Origin of the sequence: Baumannia cicadellinicola str. Hc (Homalodisca coagulata), assembly GCF_000013185.1 — a bacterium.
In the GTDB taxonomy this organism is placed as follows: domain Bacteria; phylum Pseudomonadota; class Gammaproteobacteria; order Enterobacterales; family Enterobacteriaceae; genus Baumannia; species Baumannia cicadellinicola_E.
Genome location: NC_007984.1, coordinates 428,160 through 447,893 on the forward strand (window position 1 = coordinate 428,160; position 19,734 = coordinate 447,893).

A 19,734-nucleotide genomic window follows, 5' to 3' on the forward strand; every position below is an offset into this window, starting at 1 on the left:
AACTAATATTTATATAGATAATATTAAATTTTATATTACCATAAAGAGCAATCAAATTTTTATTCTAAAATGTTACCTGGAATAAACCAGGTAGGACGTGAGTTAAGGAAATCTTTAACTGGCATTTGTTTTGTTCCAGCTAGTTGTATTTGCGTAATTATTATTGCTCCTTTACCAGTAGCTATCTTAATTCCCACTGGATCTACTGATAGTATTGTACCAGGTATATGATGATAATTAATATCATCTATTTGTGCACCCCATACCTTAATTATGGTATCTCTTATTTTGAAGAAACTTATTGGCCAAGGATTAAAGGCTCTAATACAACGCTCTAACTGATTAGCAGTTAGTTGCCAATCTATTCGTGCTTCTTTCTTGTTTAGTTTTCGTGCATAGGTCGCAAACTTATTATTCTGTGGTTCTATTACTTGGCTACCAGTAATTATCTGTTTAAGAGTAGCTAGTAAAGCAGTAGAACCAATTTTAGCTAATTTAGCGTATAAAGTAGTACTAGTATCAACAGGTAAGATTTTACAAGCAACTTGATATAATATAGGACCAGTATCCAGTCCATCATCCATCTGAATAATAGTTATACCTGTTTTAATATCACCTGCCCATAATGCTCGTTGAATAGGAGCAGCCCCTCTCCAACGAGGCAATAATGAACCGTGTATATTAATACCACCTAGCTTAGGAAACATTAGCATATCCTGTGGTATAATCATACCGTAGGCTACTACGACAAGAATATCTACACTAATATGCTCAATTATGTGCTTTCCGTTATTTTCATGAAGATATTCTGGTTGAAATACCGGTAAATTATGTTTTATTGCTAGTTGTTTAACGGCACTAGTTGCTAAATAATTACCACGCCCTGCAGCTCTATCAGGCTGTGTTAAGACACCAACAACTTTATAAGGCGAATTTATTAAAACCGATAAATAATGAGCCGCAAAACTTGGCGTACCAGCAAAAAGAATACGCATAGATTCTCACACGATAATTACTTTAATATTTAGTTAAATGTTGATTAGCTTAATCTAGATTACGTATTAATTGTTTCATTTTTTTCAAAAGACGCTGACGTTTGAGCGGTGAAAGGTAATCAATAAATAATTTACCTACTAGATGATCCATTTCATGTTGAATACAAATAGCCTGCAGATCATTAGTTTCTAAATTAAAGCTATTACCATTTAAGTCTAGTGCTCGTACTTTGATATTTTTTGCCCGTGGAACAAATCCATGTTGCTCTGGTATTGATAAACAACCTTCATGAATACCAGTTTCACCACTTTTTGCTAATAACTCAGGATTAATAAGTACCAGACGCTGTTCTTTATTTTCTGATACATCAATAACAATAATATTTAAGTTAATGTTGACTTGCGGTGCAGCTAGACCAATACCATTTTTATGGTACATAGTATCAAACATATCGTATACAATACGATAGATACTATTATTAATTTTATTCACTGGTTTAGATATTTGACGTAAACGATGATCAGGGTAATACAAAATTGGTAATAAGGACATATAAAGTGTCGTCTCATTTTAAAGCTATATTTAGCTTATTAATATATATAATATGTCTCAATCGCATAATTCACTATAACTTTTAATGATATTAAGTATAATTAACCCTAAGATTATGTATTAATAAATTAGTTTGATCGTGATCTAACAATCATAGTACTATAGCATAGAAATTCATAACTTTGCTCTTATCTTCATTAAATAAGAATCTTAGTTTAAACGATTTTACTTATGATGAATTTCATTAGAACACTTTTAATCTATGAGATAATTTTGCTAAAAATTTATCATATAATTAAGCTATTGCATCAACAACAAGTAGTTGCGTATCCTACTGAAGCTATGTTTGGTTTAGGTTGTGATCCAGATAGCGAAAAAGCAGTACACACGTTACTTACTCTAAAGAAAAGAGATTGGCAAAAAGGCCTAATATTAGTTGCTGCTAATTATGAGCAATTAGCTAACTATATTGATGATAATAGTCTGAATATCAACCAACGTGCCCGTATGTTTTCTCTATGGCCAGGTCCTATAACTTGGACTATACCAGCTCGTACTACTACGCCCTGTTGGTTAACAGGAAAATTTTCTACATTAGCGGTACGTATTAGTGCATTTAAGCCTGTTCGAATGTTATGTCTAGCATTCGGTAAACCAATAGTATCTACTAGTGCTAATGTAAGTGGACAATCTCCAGCACGTAATATTTGCGAAGTGCGTCAACAATTTGGGGCAGCTTTTCCTGTAATGGACCAGATAATAGAAGGTCGATATTCTCCATCAGAGATACGTGATGCTATTAGTGGTCAATTAATTCGTCGAGGCTAATAAATTATGGAGGCATTATTATAGATACTTTTGCTGTTTTTGGTAACCCAATTAAACATAGTCTATCACCGCAGATTTATGCTTTGTTCGCCATAGAAACTGGCATTAATTCGTCTTATAGCAGTATTTTAACTAACTCTGTATTTTTCAATCAAACGTTGCAACATTTCTTCCATAGAAATGGAAGAGGAGCTAATATTACTGCTCCATTTAAAGTGCATGCTTTAAATTTATGTGATCATATAACTAAACATGCATCGCTTGTTGGTGCAGTTAATACCATAGTAAAATTACCGAACAATTTGTTGTTAGGTGCTAATACTGATGGTATTGGTTTAATAAGTGATTTACATCATTTTTATGTATTACATAAAAAGATAAAAAGCAGGGTACTATTAGTTGGTGCTGGTGGTGCTGCACGTGGGGTGATAGCACCACTTATACACAATTATAATTGTAATATTATATTAGTGAATCGAACTTTTCTTGGGGCAAAAAAACTGGTTAGTTGTTATAAATATATGGAAAATCTGAGTACTTTACCTATTGAACAACTACAACTAGAAAAAGTTAAATTTGATTTAATAATTAATGCCACATCAGCTGATAATTTTAGTAATTTTTTACCTTATTCATTGATTCATGAGCAATTATTTTGCTATGATATGTGTTATCAGCAGGAAGGTGATACCGCATTTATTACATGGTGTCGACAGCATGGCGCAAAAAAATACCTCAACGGTTTAGGTATGTTAGTCAGCCAGGCTGCTTATTCTTTTTTATTATGGCATGGTATTTTACCATCAATTATCCCTGTACTAAATAAACTCTTAAAAAGAACAATCTAATCTATCGATATCAGATTGCAGCTTAATATTTACTATTAAGTGGATTAACTACCTGCCATACGCGCCAAAAATTCATATTTTTGCTTGATTTCTCGTTCTATATCTAGATTAACATTGCTTCTACGGAAACGTTGCTCATTAAGTAAAATAGTTGATAGCTCTTTTATTTGTAGACGAGAGTCTAATATTAGCGGTAACTTACCTTCATCATAACGTCGTGGATCAAAGCGATATAATGGCCAAAAACCTGCCGCAGTTAGCTTTTGCATTTGAATATGGCTAAGAGCAAGATCATAGCCATGGGCTTCACATGGACAATAAGCTATTATTAAAGACGGTCCAGGATAAGTTTCTGCTTCTTGAATGGTTTTGACTGAGTGATTCATGTTAGCGCCAAGAGAAATTTGTGCTACATAAATATGACCATACATGATCATGCTTATACCTAAATCTTTACGCGCTTTAAGCTTACCTTGTTCACAAAACTTAGTCACAGCACCAAGTGGTGTTGCTTTAGACTGATGGCCACCAGTGTTAGAATAACATTGGGTATCAAGTACTAAAATATTAATGTTTTCAGTTAAACTTAAAACATGATCTAATCCACCAAAGCCTATATCATAGGCCCATCCATCACCACCTATAAGCCATATAGATTTATCAACTAAATAATCTGCATTGTCATATAACTGATTAACCTCTGTATTTTTTGTTTTCAGTTTATTCAGTAAAATACGTAGTTCAGCTATCTGTTTTCGACGCTCTTCTACTGAAGTATCAGTTGCACATAAACCCTCGAACAGTAATGGAGGTAATATCAAACGGTGCTTGTTTAGCAAACGTAGTACTCTTTTACGATGTTGATCTATCGTTAAACGGAAGCCAAGACCAAATTCAGCATTATCCTCAAATAAAGAATTTGCCCAAGCTGGACCTCGCCCATCAGCTTTAGTGGTATAAGGTGTTGTTGGTAAGTTACCACTATAAATAGATGAGCAACCAGTAGCATTAGCAATTAATAATCGATCACCGTAAAGCTGAGTTAATATTTTTATATAAGGTGTTTCACCACAACCAGAACAAGCTCCTGAATATTCAAATAGAGGAGTAATTAGCTGCGATGTACGTATGTCAATACGTTCTAAAATTGTGGTATTAATTTCAGGTAAATTCAGGAAAAAATCGTAATTAGTTTTCTCTGCTTGAAGAAAATCGAGGTGTGAAACCATATTAATAGCTTTATGTTCTCTATTCTTCCGGTCCCTAGCAGGACAGACTTTAACGCATAGTCCACAACCTGTACAATCTTCTGGTGCTACTTGCAGTAAATATTTTTGTCCATACATATGACGCATTTTGGCATCAATAAATTTTAGGCTAGTAGGAGCGCCATCTAGCGCTGTCGGAGCTACTACTTTAGCACGTATAGCTGCATGTGGGCATGCAGCAACACAATAATTACATTGTGTACAAAGCTCAGCTGTCCATATTGGAATGGTTTCAGCAATATTACGTTTTTCCCAACGAGCAGTACCTATAGGCCAAGTACCATCTGGTGGAAAAGCAGATACTGGTAAAGTATCACCTAGACCTGCTAGTATGACAGCGGTAACTGTTTTGACAAAATTAGGTGCTGTATTAGAAACTATGGGTGGCAGTATAGGACTATCTTTATTTATATGACCAAGAGGTACCTCAATTAGTGCGTTACATGCTGCCTTGATTGCTTGTAAGTTTGACTTAATCCATTCTTGACCTTTATGGCTATAGCTAGTTATAACTGCTTGTTGTAAAGCTTGTTGTGCTTGATCTATAGTTAAAATATTAGTTAATTGGAAAAAAGCTATTTGCATAATAGTATTAATTCTATTACCAAGTTTACATTCAAGTGCAATCTTCTGAGCATTGATAACATAAAAACGCGCTTGACGTTGAACTAGTAGTAGTTGTACTTCCTGTGGTAATTTAATCCATACTTCTTCATAACTATAAGAAGTATTCATTAGAAATATTCCTCTAGGACGTAATCGAGAAATTATATGGTATTTATTAAGTAAGGAATATTGGTTACAGCTAATATAATCTGCTTGATTGACTAAGTAAGCTGAATTAATTGGTTTATGGCTTATTCTTAAATGGGAAACAGTCAAGCTACCTGCTTTTTTAGAATCATAAACAAAATAACCTTGTACAAATAATGATGTATTATTTCCAATAATCTTAATATTGTTTTTAACAGCTGATACTGAACCATCACTACCTAATCCGTAGAATAATGCTTCTAATTTAGCCTGACGTGGTAAAGGATTATCTGGTATTGATAGTGATAATTGAGTAACATCATCAAATATTCCTACTGTAAAACGCTTACGGGGATTTAATAATGTGAGTTCTGTGAAAATTGCTATTACACACGCAGGATCAAACTCTTTAGAAGCTAGCCCATAGCGGCCACCTATAGTACGTGGTAATGTTTTACGTTGACCTAAACTATAGCTTTCTGCCAATGCTGTCATTACATCTAGATATAAAGGCTCAGCTAAAGCGCCCGGTTCTTTAGTACGATCTAAAACAGCTACTGCCTGAACTGTTGTCGGAATAATAGCTAGTAAATTAGTTGCAGAAAAAGGACGATATAATCTAACTTTGACCATACCAACTTTTTCATTGCGATTAAGTAAATAGTCAATGACTTCTTTGCAGGTACCAATTGCTGAACCCATAATTATAATTAGCCTATCTGCTTCTATATGGCCATAATATTCAAACGGATTATATTGACGGCCAGTACTAGTTGCAAAACTATTCATTGCTTGCTGAACATGATAAAAAGCATTCTTATACCAAGAATTAGTAGCTTCCCTAGTTTGAAAATAGGTATCTGGATTAGCTGATGTTCCACGAATAACTGGTCTATCAGGAGTTAATGCGCGACTACGGTGTGCGTCGATAGCAGCATGAGGTATTATTGATTTTAGTGTATCATCTGAGATAGGAACTATTTTAGTTATTTCATGTGAAGTACGAAATCCATCAAAAAAATGGATAAATGGTAGACGACTATTTAAGCTAGCGATTTGAGCAATTAAAGCAAAATCCTGTGCTTCCTGTACATTACTTGCACATAACATGGCACAACCAGTCTGACGTACTGACATAACATCTGAATGATCTCCGAAGATTGATAATGCATGAGTAGCTATAGTCCTAGCAGCAACATGTAGCACAAAAGGCATGAGTTGCCCTGCAATTTTATATAGCGTAGGAATCATTAGTAATAAACCTTGGGAAGAAGTAAAAGAGGTAGATAGTGCGCCAGTTTGTATTGCACCATGTACTGTTGCAATTGCTCCAGCTTCAGATTGCATTTCTACTACCCTAGGTATATCACCCCAAATATTGGTGGTCCCTAAATCAAACCAGGTTTTTGCCTGTTCCGCCATTGTTGAACTAGGAGTAATAGGGTAAATAGCAATTACTTCGTTCACTCGGTAGGCAACAGAGGCTACCGCATTATTTGCGTCTGTAGTAATCATACTTAACCTTTCTAAATATTCAGTTTAGATTATTGTGCACTAATCATATTTTCCGGTTGTACCCATTCATCAAATTGTTTTTCTGATAGATAACCTAATTTTATTGCAGCTTGTTTCAATGAAATACTCTCTCTATAAGCTTTTTGTGCAATTTCTGCTGCTTTATCATAACCAATATGTATGTTAAGTGCAGTAACTAGCATAAGTGACTGATTTAATAACTGTTGAATACGATCATAATTAGGTTCTATACCTATAACGCAATTTTTATTAAAACTATTAATACCATCTGTTAATAAGCGTACTGATTGCATAAAATTATAAATAACCATAGGACGATAAACATTTAGTTCTAATTGACCAGAAGCACCACCAATATTAATTGCAGCATCATTACCCATTACTTGACAACACAGCATAGTAATAGCTTCACATTGTGTTGGATTAACTTTACCTGGCATAATAGAACTACCAGGTTCATTTTCTGGTATTATGATCTCGCCTATGCCACATCTAGGTCCAGAAGATAACCAACGTACGTCATTTGCTATTTTCATTAGCGATACGGCTAAGCTTTTTAATGCACCATGTGCATATACTAAAGCATCGCAGGTAGCTAGTGATTCAAACTTGTTGGGAGCAGTGACAAATGGATGACCAGTTAAATCAGCAATTATTGTGGCTGTCCGTACAGCATACTCAGGATGAGTATTGAGACCAGTACCAACTGCTGTACCACCCAGAGCTAGTTCACATAAATGTGGTATACTATCTTCTATATGTATTAGGCTATGTTCTAACATCGTTACCCAACCAGAAATTTCTTGACCTAATGTTAGTGGTATTGCATCTTGAAGATGAGTACGACCAACTTTAATAATTTTACTAAAGTTATTAGATTTCTTGCTTAGGCTATTTTTTAAATTTTTAATCTGTGGAATTAAAGATTCATATATAGTTACTACTGCAGCTATATGCATTGCAGTAGCAAAAACATCATTAGAACTTTGACTTTTATTGACATCATCAATAGGATGAATTAGTCGTGCTTTACCACGTTTACCACCCAATAGTTCGCTAGCTCTATTAGCTAGGACTTCGTTCATATTCATGTTACTTTGAGTACCAGAACCGGTCTGCCAAATCACTAGAGGAAATTCATTATCATGTTTACCAGCTAGAACTTCGTCTGCTGCTTGAATAATAGCATTAGCATATTGTTTCTTGAGTAATCCAAGTTGAGAATTAACCATAGCAGTAACTAGTTTTATTTGAGCTAAAGCATAAATTACTTCTTGCGGTATTTTTTCAGAAGAAATCTGAAAAAATTGTAGTGAACGCTGAGTTTGTGCTCCCCAAAGCTTTACTGCGGGGACCTCAATTGCCCCCATAGAGTCTATTTCTATACGTATATCATTCATACTGATTTATTCTCTTTGTGCTTTGTTTGCGATTATTTTATCTATCAATAAATTAGCAATTGTAATGGTTACTAATCTATTATTCTCTAATAATTTATTACTAAGAACTAATAATATTAGTTTATACTTATCTAAGAATAGTAGAATTTTTTCTTGAATAAATCATATTATTGTAGATTGCTTACTCAATTGCCTTTAATTAACTCTGCAGAAGTAAATGATATTACTATATGTTATAATTACTTGGTATTGAGCGTATTAATCTATGACTATTTACGGTACTGCAACTACTACCTATCATATGATATGAGCGAAAATAATGACATAATTTTACATTATGATATAATACTTATAATCTTTATCTTCATCTAAAATATTATTTTAGTGGCTAACTACTTTTATGATAAATAATGTCTAATAAGTGAGACTTAACGATTTGTAGTTCAAATATCTCGGCTAACATTAAACCTGCAATGTTAAATCTAAATATAACTAGCTACTAATGAAAATTTAATTGCTCAACGCATATTTAGCTAATAAAAAGCGGATTAACTCACGTTTTTATATTGCTCTGGGTTAAGAGATAATATATTATTATCTAATAATTCCTCTGTAGTTCAGTTGGTAGAACGGCGGACTGTTAATCCGTATGTCACTGGTTCGAGTCCAGTCAGAGGAGCCCCAAAAAACATTGTACGGTTATCTTATAACAGATAACTTTCTTCAAGTTTCCAGAAAAAAATATTAGATTAGTCTGTGTCAGATAATAATAAGATGAATTGTGAATTAGGTAGATTACTAGATTCATAAGTCTAAATAGATATAGATAATGATGAACATTATTAATAAAAAAGTTATTGTCGGTATGTCAGGTGGTGTTGATTCTTCTGTATCTGCTTTGTTATTACTACAACAAGGTTATACAGTAGAAGGTCTATTTATGAAAAATTGGGAAGAAGATGATCATGAACAATATTGCACGGTTGCTAAAGATCTAGCGGATGCACAAGCTGTCTGTAATCAATTAGGTATTATATTGCATAAGGTAAACTTTGCAGCAGAGTATTGGGATAATGTATTTGAATATTTTCTAGCAGAATATCAGGTTGGACGTACTCCTAATCCAGATATACTATGTAATAAAAATATTAAGTTTAAAGTTTTCTTAGATTTTGCAACACAAAATCTCGGTGCTGATTATATCGCTACCGGACATTATGTAATTCGTAAGGACATTAATGGAAAAAGTAGGTTACTAAGAGGATTAGATAATCAAAAAGATCAAAGTTACTTCCTTTATACCATTGGATACCAACAGATGGCCCGCTGCTTTTTCCCATTAGGCAAACTAAATAAACTCAGAGTACGAGAAATAGCAGCAAAACAAGGATTAGTAACTGCATCTAAAAAAGACTCTACTGGTATTTGTTTTATTGGCAAACGTAAATTAAGTGATTTACTTAGTCGTTATATTTCAGCTAAACCAGGAGCAATTATCACAGTTGATAATGAATATATCGGCTATCATCAAGGTTTAATGTATTATACTCTTGGTCAACGTAAAAAACTAGGTATTGGTGGTACTAAAAATGGTAGTCAAGATCCTTGGTATGTAGTAGATAAAGATATCAATCATAATTTATTAATAATTGCCCAAGGACATAATCATCCACGTCTTATGTCTAATGGTCTCATTGCCTCCAAATTATACTGGGTTGATCGTACTACTTTAAGTACACCACTTCGATGTACCGTTAAAACACGCTATCGACAATCTGATATAGGTTGTTTAATCAAACCAATCGCTAATAATCAGTTACAAGTAGACTTTGATTATCCAGTAGCAGCAGTAACACCTGGCCAGTCTGCAGTATTTTATCTAGCAGAACAATGTATAGGTGGAGGTACTATAGAGATAAGAAAACCATTAGGGAGCTAATTTTAGCTTTTATCACCTACTAGACAGTACACCAAAATAGTTATATCCTAAATTTAAACTACTTCAGTTTTCTTTATTCTTCAATATAAATCAACTATCCTAAGAGCTATACTTGATATTTAATCAAGAAATAAGTTATCAGTCTTTACTGTAATGGCACGTCAATAGTTAAGCAATATCGTTATATTATAATTAAATATATTATATATAATTTTATTAGTAGCAATAGATATTGCTATTCTATCTAAATAGAAGGTAGTAAACTATAGTTTATGTTAAATTTACGGCTATTAGCGCATATAAAATAATATCGGAAATAGATAAAAATGGAATTATGTTCTTTAACCGCTATTTCTCCTATAGACGGTCGTTACAGTGATAAAGTAAACTTATTACGGGCAATTTTTAGTGAATTTGCCTTACTAAAATTTCGTGTCCAAGTAGAAGTACGTTGGCTACAAAAACTAGCTTCTTGCGCTAATATTAAAGAAATAGCCTCATTTGATGATAAGACAAATGCTTATCTTGATGCTATAATAAACAATTTTAGTTTAGAAGATGCTGATCGTATTAAGACTATTGAACGTACGACTAACCATGATGTTAAAGCCATTGAATATTTTCTAAAAGAAAAAGCAGTAACATTACCTATTTTACAAAAAGCTAGCGAATTTTTTCATTTTGCTTGTACATCAGAAGATATTAATAATTTATCTTATGCTCTAATGCTTGCTACTGCTCGTAAGGAAGTAATACTGCCTATTTGGCAGAAAGTGATTCATGCAGTTAAAAAACTAGCAATAAACTATCGAGATATACCTATACTATCACGTACTCATGGACAGCCAGCAACTCCATCAACTTTAGGCAAAGAAATGGCTAATATAGCCTATCGTCTGGTACGACAGTATAATCAATTAGAAAAAGTAGAAATTCTTGGTAAAATTAATGGTTCTGTAGGTAATTATAACGCCCATATAGCCGCTTATCCAGAAGTAAATTGGCATAATTTAAGCAAAAAGTTCGTTACAGAACTTGGTATCCAATGGAATCCATATACTACACAAATTGAACCTCATGACTATATTGCTGAATTATTAAACTGTATAGCACGTTTTAATACAATACTTATTGATTTTAACCGAGATATATGGGGCTATATTAGCCTAAATTATTTTAGCCAAACAACTCTCGTTGGAGAGATTGGCTCTTCTACGATGCCGCATAAAGTAAATCCTATTGACTTTGAGAAATCAGAAGGTAATTTAGGCCTTGCTAATGCAATTAGTAGCCATTTATCTTCTAAGTTACCAATATCACGCTGGCAACGTGATTTAACTAATTCTACAGTGTTACGTAATTTAGGTGTTAACCTGAGCTATAGTTTAATTGCGTATGATGCAACTTTAACAGGAATTAATAAACTTAAGGTCAATAAGAATTGTCTATTAGATGATTTAAATTTAAATTGGCAAATACTTGCAGAGCCAATCCAAACTATAATGCGTCGTTATGGTATTGATCAGCCTTATGAACAGCTTCATACTTTTACTCATGGTAAGCATGTTACCGCAGCTGAACTACAAGAATTTATTGATAGTTTACCATTGCCTAATGAAATTAGGTCTCAACTAAAAGCCATGAATCCAACTAATTATATAGGCTATGCAACTTCATTAGTTAATGAAGTTATTACGTTAATTGATAAACTATGCTAACTAAATTAGTTTAGTTCTTCTCAAGAAGAACTATCCTATTTCTCCTTGAGAATAGTTACTGGGTTAATCTTACTAGCGCGTTGCGCTGGATACCAACTAGCTACTAAACTGAGTAACATAGCAGCACCTAAAACCCCAATAACATTGGTCCATGATAATTCAGTAGGGATAAAATTAATAAAATAAACATTACTAGATAATAATGATAAATCGAGTAATTGTTCAATGAATTTTGCTAATGTTGTTAAATATGTAGCTATCACTACACCGATAGTAGCACCAAGTAGACCACCAAGTAATCCCACAAGTAAACCATACCAGATAAAAATTGCATACACAAAACTTTCTTTAGTACCTAGGGTGCGTAAAATAGCTATTTCGGCACGTTTATCTTTTACTACTATTGTTAAAGTAGACACAATGTTAAAACAAGCTACTCCGATGACTAAGATCATAGCAAGACAGATTATAGAACGCATCATATTGATATCTCTATACATGTAACCGTACGTTTCAATCCAACTACGGATGAAAACAGAGCGATTAATATTTTTACCAACATACCGTATGATTTGATTAGCATGATAAATATCATTTACCTTCATAGCAATACCATCTATGTCATCACCTTTATTAAGATATTCTTGGGCATCAGCTAATGGTATTAAAGCAAAGTGATTATCTATTTGACTGCTCAGCGCAAAAATACCGCTTACTTGCAATCTTATACGCTTAAATTGTAGTCTATTGATATCCACATCTGCATGTGAGATAACCATTGTCAGCCAGTCACCTGGTTTAACATGTAGGGTTGTAGCTATACCTTTTCCAAGAATTATTTGTTGTTTATGAGCAACAAAATTATGCCAAGCATTATTTAACATAAAATTTGGTAATGAGCTTAATCTTTTTTCTTGTTCAGGATCTACGGCTTTGACCTGAATAACTTGTTGTTTTTCGGCAGATTCAATTATGCTATTAAAATGAATATAAGGTGTTGCGGCAATAATTCCAGGCATTTGTTCTATGGACTTGATCAATGTTAACCAATTATCAAAAGGAGGATTAACTGGTTCAATTTCTCCGTGGGCTACTACCGCTAGTATGCGCTGATTTAATTCACGCTCAAAACCATTAATGACACTTAGTACAATAATTAGTACCATAACACCTAGTGATATACTAATAGTAGAAATCATAGCAATGATAGATACCATGCCTTTTCGGTTTTGCTGTTTACGGTGAAAACGCAATGCAATCTGTAATGATAAAGGTATTCTCATTGATTGGAGCTCAATAAAGGGCTACCATATGGCATAAGTACTCCTTCTTGCATTTCAAATTGACGGGGTAAACTTTGAGCTAGACGTAAATCATGTGTAACAACAATGAAAGCAGTACCATGTTTGCCGTTAATTGATCTAATTAATTCAAAAATCATATTTGCATTACGCTTATCTAGATTACCAGTAGGTTCATCGGCCAGAACAAGAGATGGATTATTTACTAGAGCTCGAGCAACAGCTACACGTTGACGCTCACCACCAGATAGTTCAGAAGGTTTCTGATGACTACGTTTTTCTAAACCTACCATAGTTAACATTTTAAGTGCAGCTATTTGTGCAACCTTTGCTTTTTCTCCTCTTATCATTCTCGGCATTGCAACATTTTCTAAAGCAGTGAAGTCTGATAATAGGTGGTGAAATTGATATATAAAACCTAATCGTTGATTACGTAATTTAGCACAAGCTGCTGAGGATAATGTTTTAAGTAACTTTCCTTCAAAAAGGATATCACCAGATGTTGGTGTATCTAATCCTCCTAGTAAATGCAATAGCGTACTTTTTCCTGAGCCAGAAGGTCCAATAATTGCTATCATATCTCCTGTGTGTATAGTTAAATTCACATTTAGTAACACACAAGAAGAAAATTCTCCTTCTTGATAGCTTTTACTGAGTTGGCAACATTTTAATAAAGGTGTATTATTCATCGCGTAGTAACTCAACTACATTTTTTGTTACGGCACACCAAGAAGGGTAAATAGTAGATAGCCATGCTAATACTGTAGTTAGTATTATAATAGTTACTATCTGTAAAGGTTCAATATTAATTGGTAATGTATTATTATGAAATAATGGAAAATAATTTAGTGTATTTGCTAATAATACTCCTAAAATAGCACCTACAAGTGCTCCAATAATCCCTGCACTAACTCCCTGAATCATAAATACTGGCATAATTTGGTAAAATTGTAGTCCCTGTGTAGCAAAAATAGCTACTTCGCTTTTCTTTTCTCTTACTATCATGCATAAAGAAGTCAGAATATTAAATGCGGCTACTACTACAATTAAGCTGAGTAGTAAACCCATAATATTTTTTTCCATATGTATAGCATGAAATAATTCGCTCTTACGTTCACGCCAATCTTTCCAGATTAACTCATTCGGTAAGCACTGTATTTTGCTAATACTGTCTACTTTTAGAGGTTGCTGTAACCATAGACGCCAACCTGTAACATAACCGGACGGATAATGCATAAGATGCGAAGCATCTTGCTGATTTACTAGTATTTGATATTGATCAACTTCACTATTAGTAATATATGTACCTATTACAGTAAATAAACGTTGACTAGGGATACGACCAAGAGGAGTAAATTGACTAACCGAAGGCACAATTATGCGTATTTTATCGTTATATTTTACACCCAGCTTATCTGCTAACTTCTGACCAAGAATAATATGATACTTACCGGGAGATAGCTGGCTTATGTGTGTATCTACTAAATAGTTGGCTAAAGGTTCAGAATCACTAGAATTAATCCCAAGTATAATTCCCATAGCAAAACTATTAGGACTCTGTAAAATAACATCTCCGGTAGTAAAAGGTGCAATGCCTATTACTCCTTTATCTTTTAGTATATCTTCTTTAAKAAAGAACGGAGCAGATAACGGATTTAAACAACCATTCTTAGTTGTTAACAGCGCTTGAGGAATAAAACGCAGAACATTATTTTCTAGTACTCGCTCAAAGCCATTCATAATCGATAATATAGTTACTAATGCCATAACACCTAATATAATACCGATTGTAGACAGTAAGGAGATAAAACGTCCATTTGATACTTGTCTGCACATATAACGCAGACCAATATATAATGCTAAAGGTTGATACATTGATTATTTTATAATCTAAATAAATTGGTGTTTTGCTAACTAGTCGATTAGTTATCGTAAATATTAATTTAGTTAATTAAATCTAAATAACTTATTTGCTATGTTAGTTATTTATGGGCAATACCCTGACATGACCATACTATTTCTCCAGATGGTATACGCATTAACTGTATCTCTAAATTAGGCTGTTTAATATTACCACTTACTCTGCAATAGAGTATATATTGTGCATTTAGATATCTAGCTAATTCAATTGCTTTATTAYGTGATTCTAAACAGTCTTTATCTGATAGTCCTAATTGCACACGTGCACTTTGAATTACTTCTGCTTTTACCACCCGAAAATTACTGCATTTATTAACTAAGCTACTAAGCTTAGCAGTAACTTGATCAGACTGTAAAATACTATTAGTATCATTTTTAATAAAATTAACTAATAGTATGCTATCTTCTTTTACTTCATTAATTAATCTCATTTGTTTAATTAATGGATAAAAACTTACTTCCCAGTCAATAGAACTTAGTTTTGGTCCCATTGGTAATAATTCAATTTTTGGAGGTAGTGGTAGCCGCTCATTAAATCCGAAATCTTGCGGAGTATGAATATAACAACTATTTAGTAATGTTGCTATTATTATCAAAGAAAATATAACAATTATATTGTTCTTAATTTTGAATAGACTAAGGTTCCTAATGGTCTACCTCCAAGTAAGTGCATATGTAAATGTTTAATTTCTTGTCCTCCATGACGGTTACAATTAACAATCAGACGATATCCATCGTCACTAATATTCTGTTGTTTAGCTATTTTAGTAGCTACTATAAATAGTCTACCTAACATCTTTTCATCTTGATCTGTGACATCGTTAATAGTTGGTATTAGCTTATTAGTAACTAAAAGCACATGAATTGGTGCTTGAGGACTAATGTCGCGAAAAGCAGTAATTAGTTCATCCTGATATAAAATATCAGCGTAGATCTCACGACGTATAATTTTACTAAAAATAGTTTCTTGAATCATGATACAATTAGATTGTTTAATTTTAAGTTAAATAATTGACAAAAATTCGCAGTAGTAACAGCCGCTAACTTCTCTAAGTTAATATTTTTCAAGGTGGCTATATATTCGGCAATCTCATGTACATAAGCTGGTTGATTCTCTTTACCACGGTAAGGTACTGGTGTTAAATATGGAGAATCCGTTTCTATAAGTAGACGATTTAGAGGTACAAATCGTACCGTATCACGTAACATTTCAGCATTACGAAATGTAACAATGCCAGAGAAAGAAATGTAAAAACCTATATCTAGTATATTTTTAGCTATTTTACGATCTTCGGTAAAACAATGTAAAATTCCGCTACACTGATCTGCTTTTCCTTCTCGTAAAAGAGCAATTGTATCATCAATTGCATTACGTGTATGAACAATAATTGGTTTTTTCTGATCGTTACCAATAGAAATATGTTCTAGGAATACTTTTTGTTGTTCTTTTTTCGTATTTTGTTGAATATTAGAATAATCTAGTCCCGTTTCTCCTAAAGCAACTACATCTTTTCTTGCTGCTATACAACGTAGTTGTTCTAAATAGCAATCGTTTTTATCAAGGTTCAAGGGATGAATGCCACATGCAAATAAAACATCATTACGACTACCAATTAATGCCTTCATTTGATCAAAATTAGATAACATGGTACATACTGCTAAAATAAGACGTACATCACGTTTTTTTGCTTTTTCTATAACGTCCGTAACATTACGATGTAAGCTATTGTAATTCAGTTGATCAAGATGACAATGAGAATCAATTAAAAACATACTTTCCTTATATGGTTAGGCGAATAATTAGCAACTACAATAGGTTAAAATATCAGATCAGAATGAACAATATTCCCTTCCCAATTTAGTAATTGGTAAGTAAATAATAATCTACGATTAATATTATTAACATTAACTAATAACTTATAACAGTTTGACCATTGCTGCACTTGACAATGTAACATCTTTATATTCCAACGTACTGCAAATGCAGCAATTAAATTTTGCTGATCTAGATTAACTAAACAATCTAATGCTCCTTGATGCCATTTAATAGCATCAATTAATAAAGTTAGTAACCAAGATAATTGGTCATTATTACCTTTCTCAAGTAACGGTAGTAAAACTAAAAAATCATTATAATCTAATGCTTCTTTTATCGCTATGCATAAAGCAATCCGCTTATTCCAGTACAATGGTTGTAGCAGAGCTTGCGCAGCTAAAGGAGCACCACTACATAAGCGCAATGCAGCACGAGTGGCTAAAAGAGGATAAGCTTCTTTTTGCTGCTGTTGCTGTAACCAGTTTAAGCCTATCGTTTCATTTGGTGAAGCTAGATGTATAAATAAACAACGGCTTAGTAAAGTAGGTAATAAATTTGATGACTTTAGGCAACCAAGTAAAAAATAAGTTTTTTCTGGTGGTTCTTCAATAATTTTAAGCAGTGCATTTGTTCCCTGTTTTGTTAATAATTCAATATTAGATAACTGTACTACCTTAGCTCCGCCCATACTGGCGCTAATATATAAGCTATCAATAAGAATACGAATAGTATCTATACTAATACTCTGTTGTTTGTTTTCTTCTAATTGATAAAAATTTGGATGAGTACCAGCTTTAATCAAATGACAGTTATTACACTGACCACATGGTATTATTCCTTTTGGTTTAATACACATCAACCAATTACTTAAATATTGAAATAATAAACCCCTGCCGTTACCTTTATTACTACAAATTAAGAGTGCATGATGTCCAGTTCCTTGCTGGAACTGTTTCAAAATATTAATATAAGTTAATTGTAACCAAGGATATAATATCATTTCTATTTTTGTTGGCTTTTAAGCCATCGTTCGATATTATTACGGATAGTAGCATTTAACTCTGCTATAGATTGTTGAGCATCTATAGTAATTATCCTAGAATCATTAGCAACTAGTTCGCGGTAACGTATGCTAGTACGTTGGAAGAATGAAAGAGATTCCATTTCAATTCTATCTAGAGGGATACCACGTGCACGTATTCTTGCTCGACATTTTGATGGAGGTAAATCAAGATAAATAGTTAAATCTGGATAAAATTTTCCTAATGCTGCATCTCGTAAATTTTGTAATAAACGTATATCTATACCTCGTCCTCCTCCTTGATAAGCTTGAGAAGATAGATCATATCTATCACTAATAACCCATGTCCCACTCATAAGAGCAGGTTTAATAACCTGTGCTACTAATTGTGTACGTGCGGCATATAATAATAATAGTTCAGTATAGTCGGTTATGTACTCTCCATTCATACCTTTTTTTATAATATCACGTATTGTTTCTGCTAATGGAGTACCACCAGGATCACGCGTAGAAATTATATTATGAATACCATTACTATGTAAGATAGTTATGATTTGTTGAATTACGCTAGTTTTACCAGCCCCTTCTAGCCCTTCAATAACAATAAATTTGCTTTTCATTTTTACATAATAAATAGATCAATAAACCATACTTTTCGTTAACATTACTTTTCGTTAACATTGACAATAAGGACAAAGAAAGTTAAATAGTGTTCGGTTATCATAATTATATGAACCGATAGAGTTAACTGGTGCTATAGGTAGTAAAGCATTAGTAATAATGATTTCATCTGCTTGTTCCAGTGTAGATATACCGGTAATAACTTCTTCGCATGAATAACCAAATTGAGGTAATAAAGCCAATATTTGTTGACGCATAATACCAGCAACTCCTGCATAATTAAGAGCAGGAGTAAAAACTTTTTTACCATACCGCCAGAATATATTAGCACTACAACATTCTACTATATTTTCGTCAGTATCTAGAACTATTGCTTCATCTCCTTCCTCACGTTCTAAATAAGCTTTTATTAACACCTGTTCTAGCCGGTTGAGATGCTTAATTCCTGCAAGTAAAGGATTACGTGATAGACGTACTGGATTTATGGTAAGACGTAAACCATTTCTATGCCATATATCATAATAATTTGGTCTACTTCCACGCTCAATAATACATACTGGATCACTACAACTATTAAAGCTATAGCCACGGTTACTAATACCTCTACTAATGATAACTTTAATAAATCCGTCACCACCAGTAGCAGCTGCTATAAGCATATTTTTGCGTATTGCTTCAATATCTAGCTGAGTAAACAACAAACGTTTAGCAGCTAACTGCATACGTTCTAGATGTAATGCTAAAAAAGATATCTGTCCTGCTAACAATCGAGCAGTAGTAAAAAAACCATCACCAAACTGACAGGCGCGGTTAAGCATCTTTAATTGCGGTATTAGTTTTCCATTTATCCAGAACATAAATTATGCTTGTTAGTTTTATGAAACTAGATTAATTTAGCATTATATAACTTAGGCGATTGAGTTACCGCCTAAGTTAAAGTTATTACTTGCTAATTTATTACCTACTTGATTGAATGAAATCAATTGCTGCTTGAACAGTGGTAATTTTTTCTGCTTCTTCGTCCGGAATTTCAGTATTAAACTCTTCTTCCAGCGCCATTACTAACTCAACAGTATCAAGAGAGTCAGCACCTAGATCATCAACAAAAGAAGCTGTATTTACTACTTCTTCTTTCTTAACTCCTAGTTGTTCGGATATAATAATCTTAACGCGTTCTTCGATAGTGCTCATACTTATTAATTTCCTATAAAAACAAA

Annotated in this window: 18 protein-coding genes and 1 tRNA gene; 5 read left to right on the top strand and 14 right to left on the bottom strand. The window is 33.2% G+C overall.

Annotated elements, in window-relative coordinates:
* Nucleotides 1-59: 59 nt before the first annotated feature.
* Complete coding sequence (gene fmt / locus BCI_RS02060; RefSeq protein WP_011520590.1) at nt 60-995, bottom strand: methionyl-tRNA formyltransferase; 936 nt, start codon at nt 993-995, stop codon at nt 60-62.
* 49 nt (nt 996-1,044) lie between these two features.
* Nucleotides 1,045-1,548, bottom strand: coding sequence for a peptide deformylase (def, locus tag BCI_RS02065; RefSeq protein ID WP_011520591.1), 504 nt, complete (start codon nt 1,546-1,548; stop codon nt 1,045-1,047).
* A gap of 231 nt (nt 1,549-1,779) precedes the next feature.
* On the opposite strand from def, the gene BCI_RS02070 reads away from it, so the two are divergent.
* Together BCI_RS02070 and aroE are read left to right on the top strand one after the other, a co-directional pair.
* On the top strand, nt 1,780-2,376 hold the full coding sequence (locus BCI_RS02070) for an L-threonylcarbamoyladenylate synthase type 1 TsaC (protein WP_011520592.1): 597 nt from the start codon (nt 1,780-1,782) through the stop codon (nt 2,374-2,376).
* A 20-nt stretch (nt 2,377-2,396) separates the two neighbouring features.
* Nucleotides 2,397-3,224: a shikimate dehydrogenase gene (aroE, locus tag BCI_RS02075; RefSeq protein ID WP_041574895.1), complete on the top strand. Its 828-nt coding sequence runs from the start codon at nt 2,397-2,399 to the stop codon at nt 3,222-3,224.
* Nucleotides 3,225-3,268: 44 nt separating this feature from the next.
* Here aroE and nifJ read toward each other — a convergent pair whose 3' ends face one another.
* Together nifJ and fumC are read right to left on the bottom strand one after the other, a co-directional pair.
* Nucleotides 3,269-6,760 carry a pyruvate:ferredoxin (flavodoxin) oxidoreductase gene (nifJ, locus tag BCI_RS02080; RefSeq protein WP_011520594.1) on the bottom strand — a complete coding sequence of 1,164 codons (3,492 nt, stop codon included), beginning with the start codon at nt 6,758-6,760 and terminating at the stop codon, nt 3,269-3,271.
* Nucleotides 6,761-6,789: 29 nt separating this feature from the next.
* The gene (fumC, locus tag BCI_RS02085) at nt 6,790-8,181 is read right to left on the bottom strand and encodes a class II fumarate hydratase (RefSeq protein ID WP_011520595.1); all 1,392 of its coding nucleotides are present in this window, start codon (nt 8,179-8,181) and stop codon (nt 6,790-6,792) included.
* Between the two features lie 606 nt (nt 8,182-8,787).
* On the opposite strand from fumC, the gene BCI_RS02090 reads away from it, so the two are divergent.
* The 3 genes from BCI_RS02090 (at nt 8,788) to purB (ending at nt 11,838) form a co-directional block, all read left to right on the top strand.
* A tRNA-Asn gene (locus BCI_RS02090) sits at nt 8,788-8,860 on the top strand.
* A gap of 153 nt (nt 8,861-9,013) precedes the next feature.
* The gene (mnmA, locus tag BCI_RS02095; RefSeq protein ID WP_011520596.1) at nt 9,014-10,120 is read left to right on the top strand and encodes a tRNA 2-thiouridine(34) synthase MnmA; all 1,107 of its coding nucleotides are present in this window, start codon (nt 9,014-9,016) and stop codon (nt 10,118-10,120) included.
* 326 nt (nt 10,121-10,446) lie between these two features.
* Nucleotides 10,447-11,838 carry an adenylosuccinate lyase gene (gene purB / locus BCI_RS02100; protein WP_011520597.1) on the top strand — a complete coding sequence of 464 codons (1,392 nt, stop codon included), beginning with the start codon at nt 10,447-10,449 and terminating at the stop codon, nt 11,836-11,838.
* 35 nt (nt 11,839-11,873) lie between these two features.
* Here purB and lolE read toward each other — a convergent pair whose 3' ends face one another.
* From lolE to acpP, 10 genes are all read right to left on the bottom strand, one after another.
* On the bottom strand, nt 11,874-13,121 hold the full coding sequence (lolE, locus tag BCI_RS02105; protein WP_011520598.1) for a lipoprotein-releasing ABC transporter permease subunit LolE: 1,248 nt from the start codon (nt 13,119-13,121) through the stop codon (nt 11,874-11,876).
* On the bottom strand, nt 13,118-13,828 hold the full coding sequence (gene lolD / locus BCI_RS02110) for a lipoprotein-releasing ABC transporter ATP-binding protein LolD (protein WP_011520599.1): 711 nt from the start codon (nt 13,826-13,828) through the stop codon (nt 13,118-13,120). Before lolD ends, lolE begins: the two co-directional genes overlap by 4 nt.
* Entirely contained in the window at nt 13,821-15,014 is a 1,194-nt protein-coding gene (gene lolC / locus BCI_RS02115; RefSeq protein ID WP_011520600.1) for a lipoprotein-releasing ABC transporter permease subunit LolC, read from the bottom strand. Before lolC ends, lolD begins: the two co-directional genes overlap by 8 nt.
* Before the next feature lie 107 nt (nt 15,015-15,121).
* A complete protein-coding gene (locus BCI_RS02120) occupies nt 15,122-15,655 on the bottom strand; it encodes a hypothetical protein (protein ID WP_011520601.1) in 534 nt (177 codons plus the stop codon).
* Nucleotides 15,656-15,669: 14 nt separating this feature from the next.
* On the bottom strand, nt 15,670-16,035 hold the full coding sequence (locus tag BCI_RS02125; RefSeq protein WP_011520602.1) for an HIT domain-containing protein: 366 nt from the start codon (nt 16,033-16,035) through the stop codon (nt 15,670-15,672).
* The gene (locus BCI_RS02130; RefSeq protein WP_011520603.1) at nt 16,032-16,832 is read right to left on the bottom strand and encodes a YchF/TatD family DNA exonuclease; all 801 of its coding nucleotides are present in this window, start codon (nt 16,830-16,832) and stop codon (nt 16,032-16,034) included. Before BCI_RS02130 ends, BCI_RS02125 begins: the two co-directional genes overlap by 4 nt.
* 44 nt (nt 16,833-16,876) lie before the next feature.
* Nucleotides 16,877-17,875 (bottom strand): DNA polymerase III subunit delta' C-terminal domain-containing protein, encoded by a 999-nt coding sequence (locus tag BCI_RS02135; RefSeq protein ID WP_011520604.1) that lies wholly within the window; start codon nt 17,873-17,875, stop codon nt 16,877-16,879.
* Nucleotides 17,876-17,877: 2 nt separating this feature from the next.
* Nucleotides 17,878-18,516 carry a dTMP kinase gene (gene tmk / locus BCI_RS02140; RefSeq protein ID WP_011520605.1) on the bottom strand — a complete coding sequence of 213 codons (639 nt, stop codon included), beginning with the start codon at nt 18,514-18,516 and terminating at the stop codon, nt 17,878-17,880.
* A gap of 54 nt (nt 18,517-18,570) precedes the next feature.
* Nucleotides 18,571-19,374, bottom strand: a complete 804-nt coding sequence (pabC, locus tag BCI_RS02145; RefSeq protein WP_011520606.1) for an aminodeoxychorismate lyase — start codon at nt 19,372-19,374, stop codon at nt 18,571-18,573.
* Nucleotides 19,375-19,474: 100 nt separating this feature from the next.
* Complete coding sequence (gene acpP, locus BCI_RS02150; RefSeq protein WP_011520607.1) at nt 19,475-19,708, bottom strand: acyl carrier protein; 234 nt, start codon at nt 19,706-19,708, stop codon at nt 19,475-19,477.
* Nucleotides 19,709-19,734: the final 26 nt, after the last annotated feature.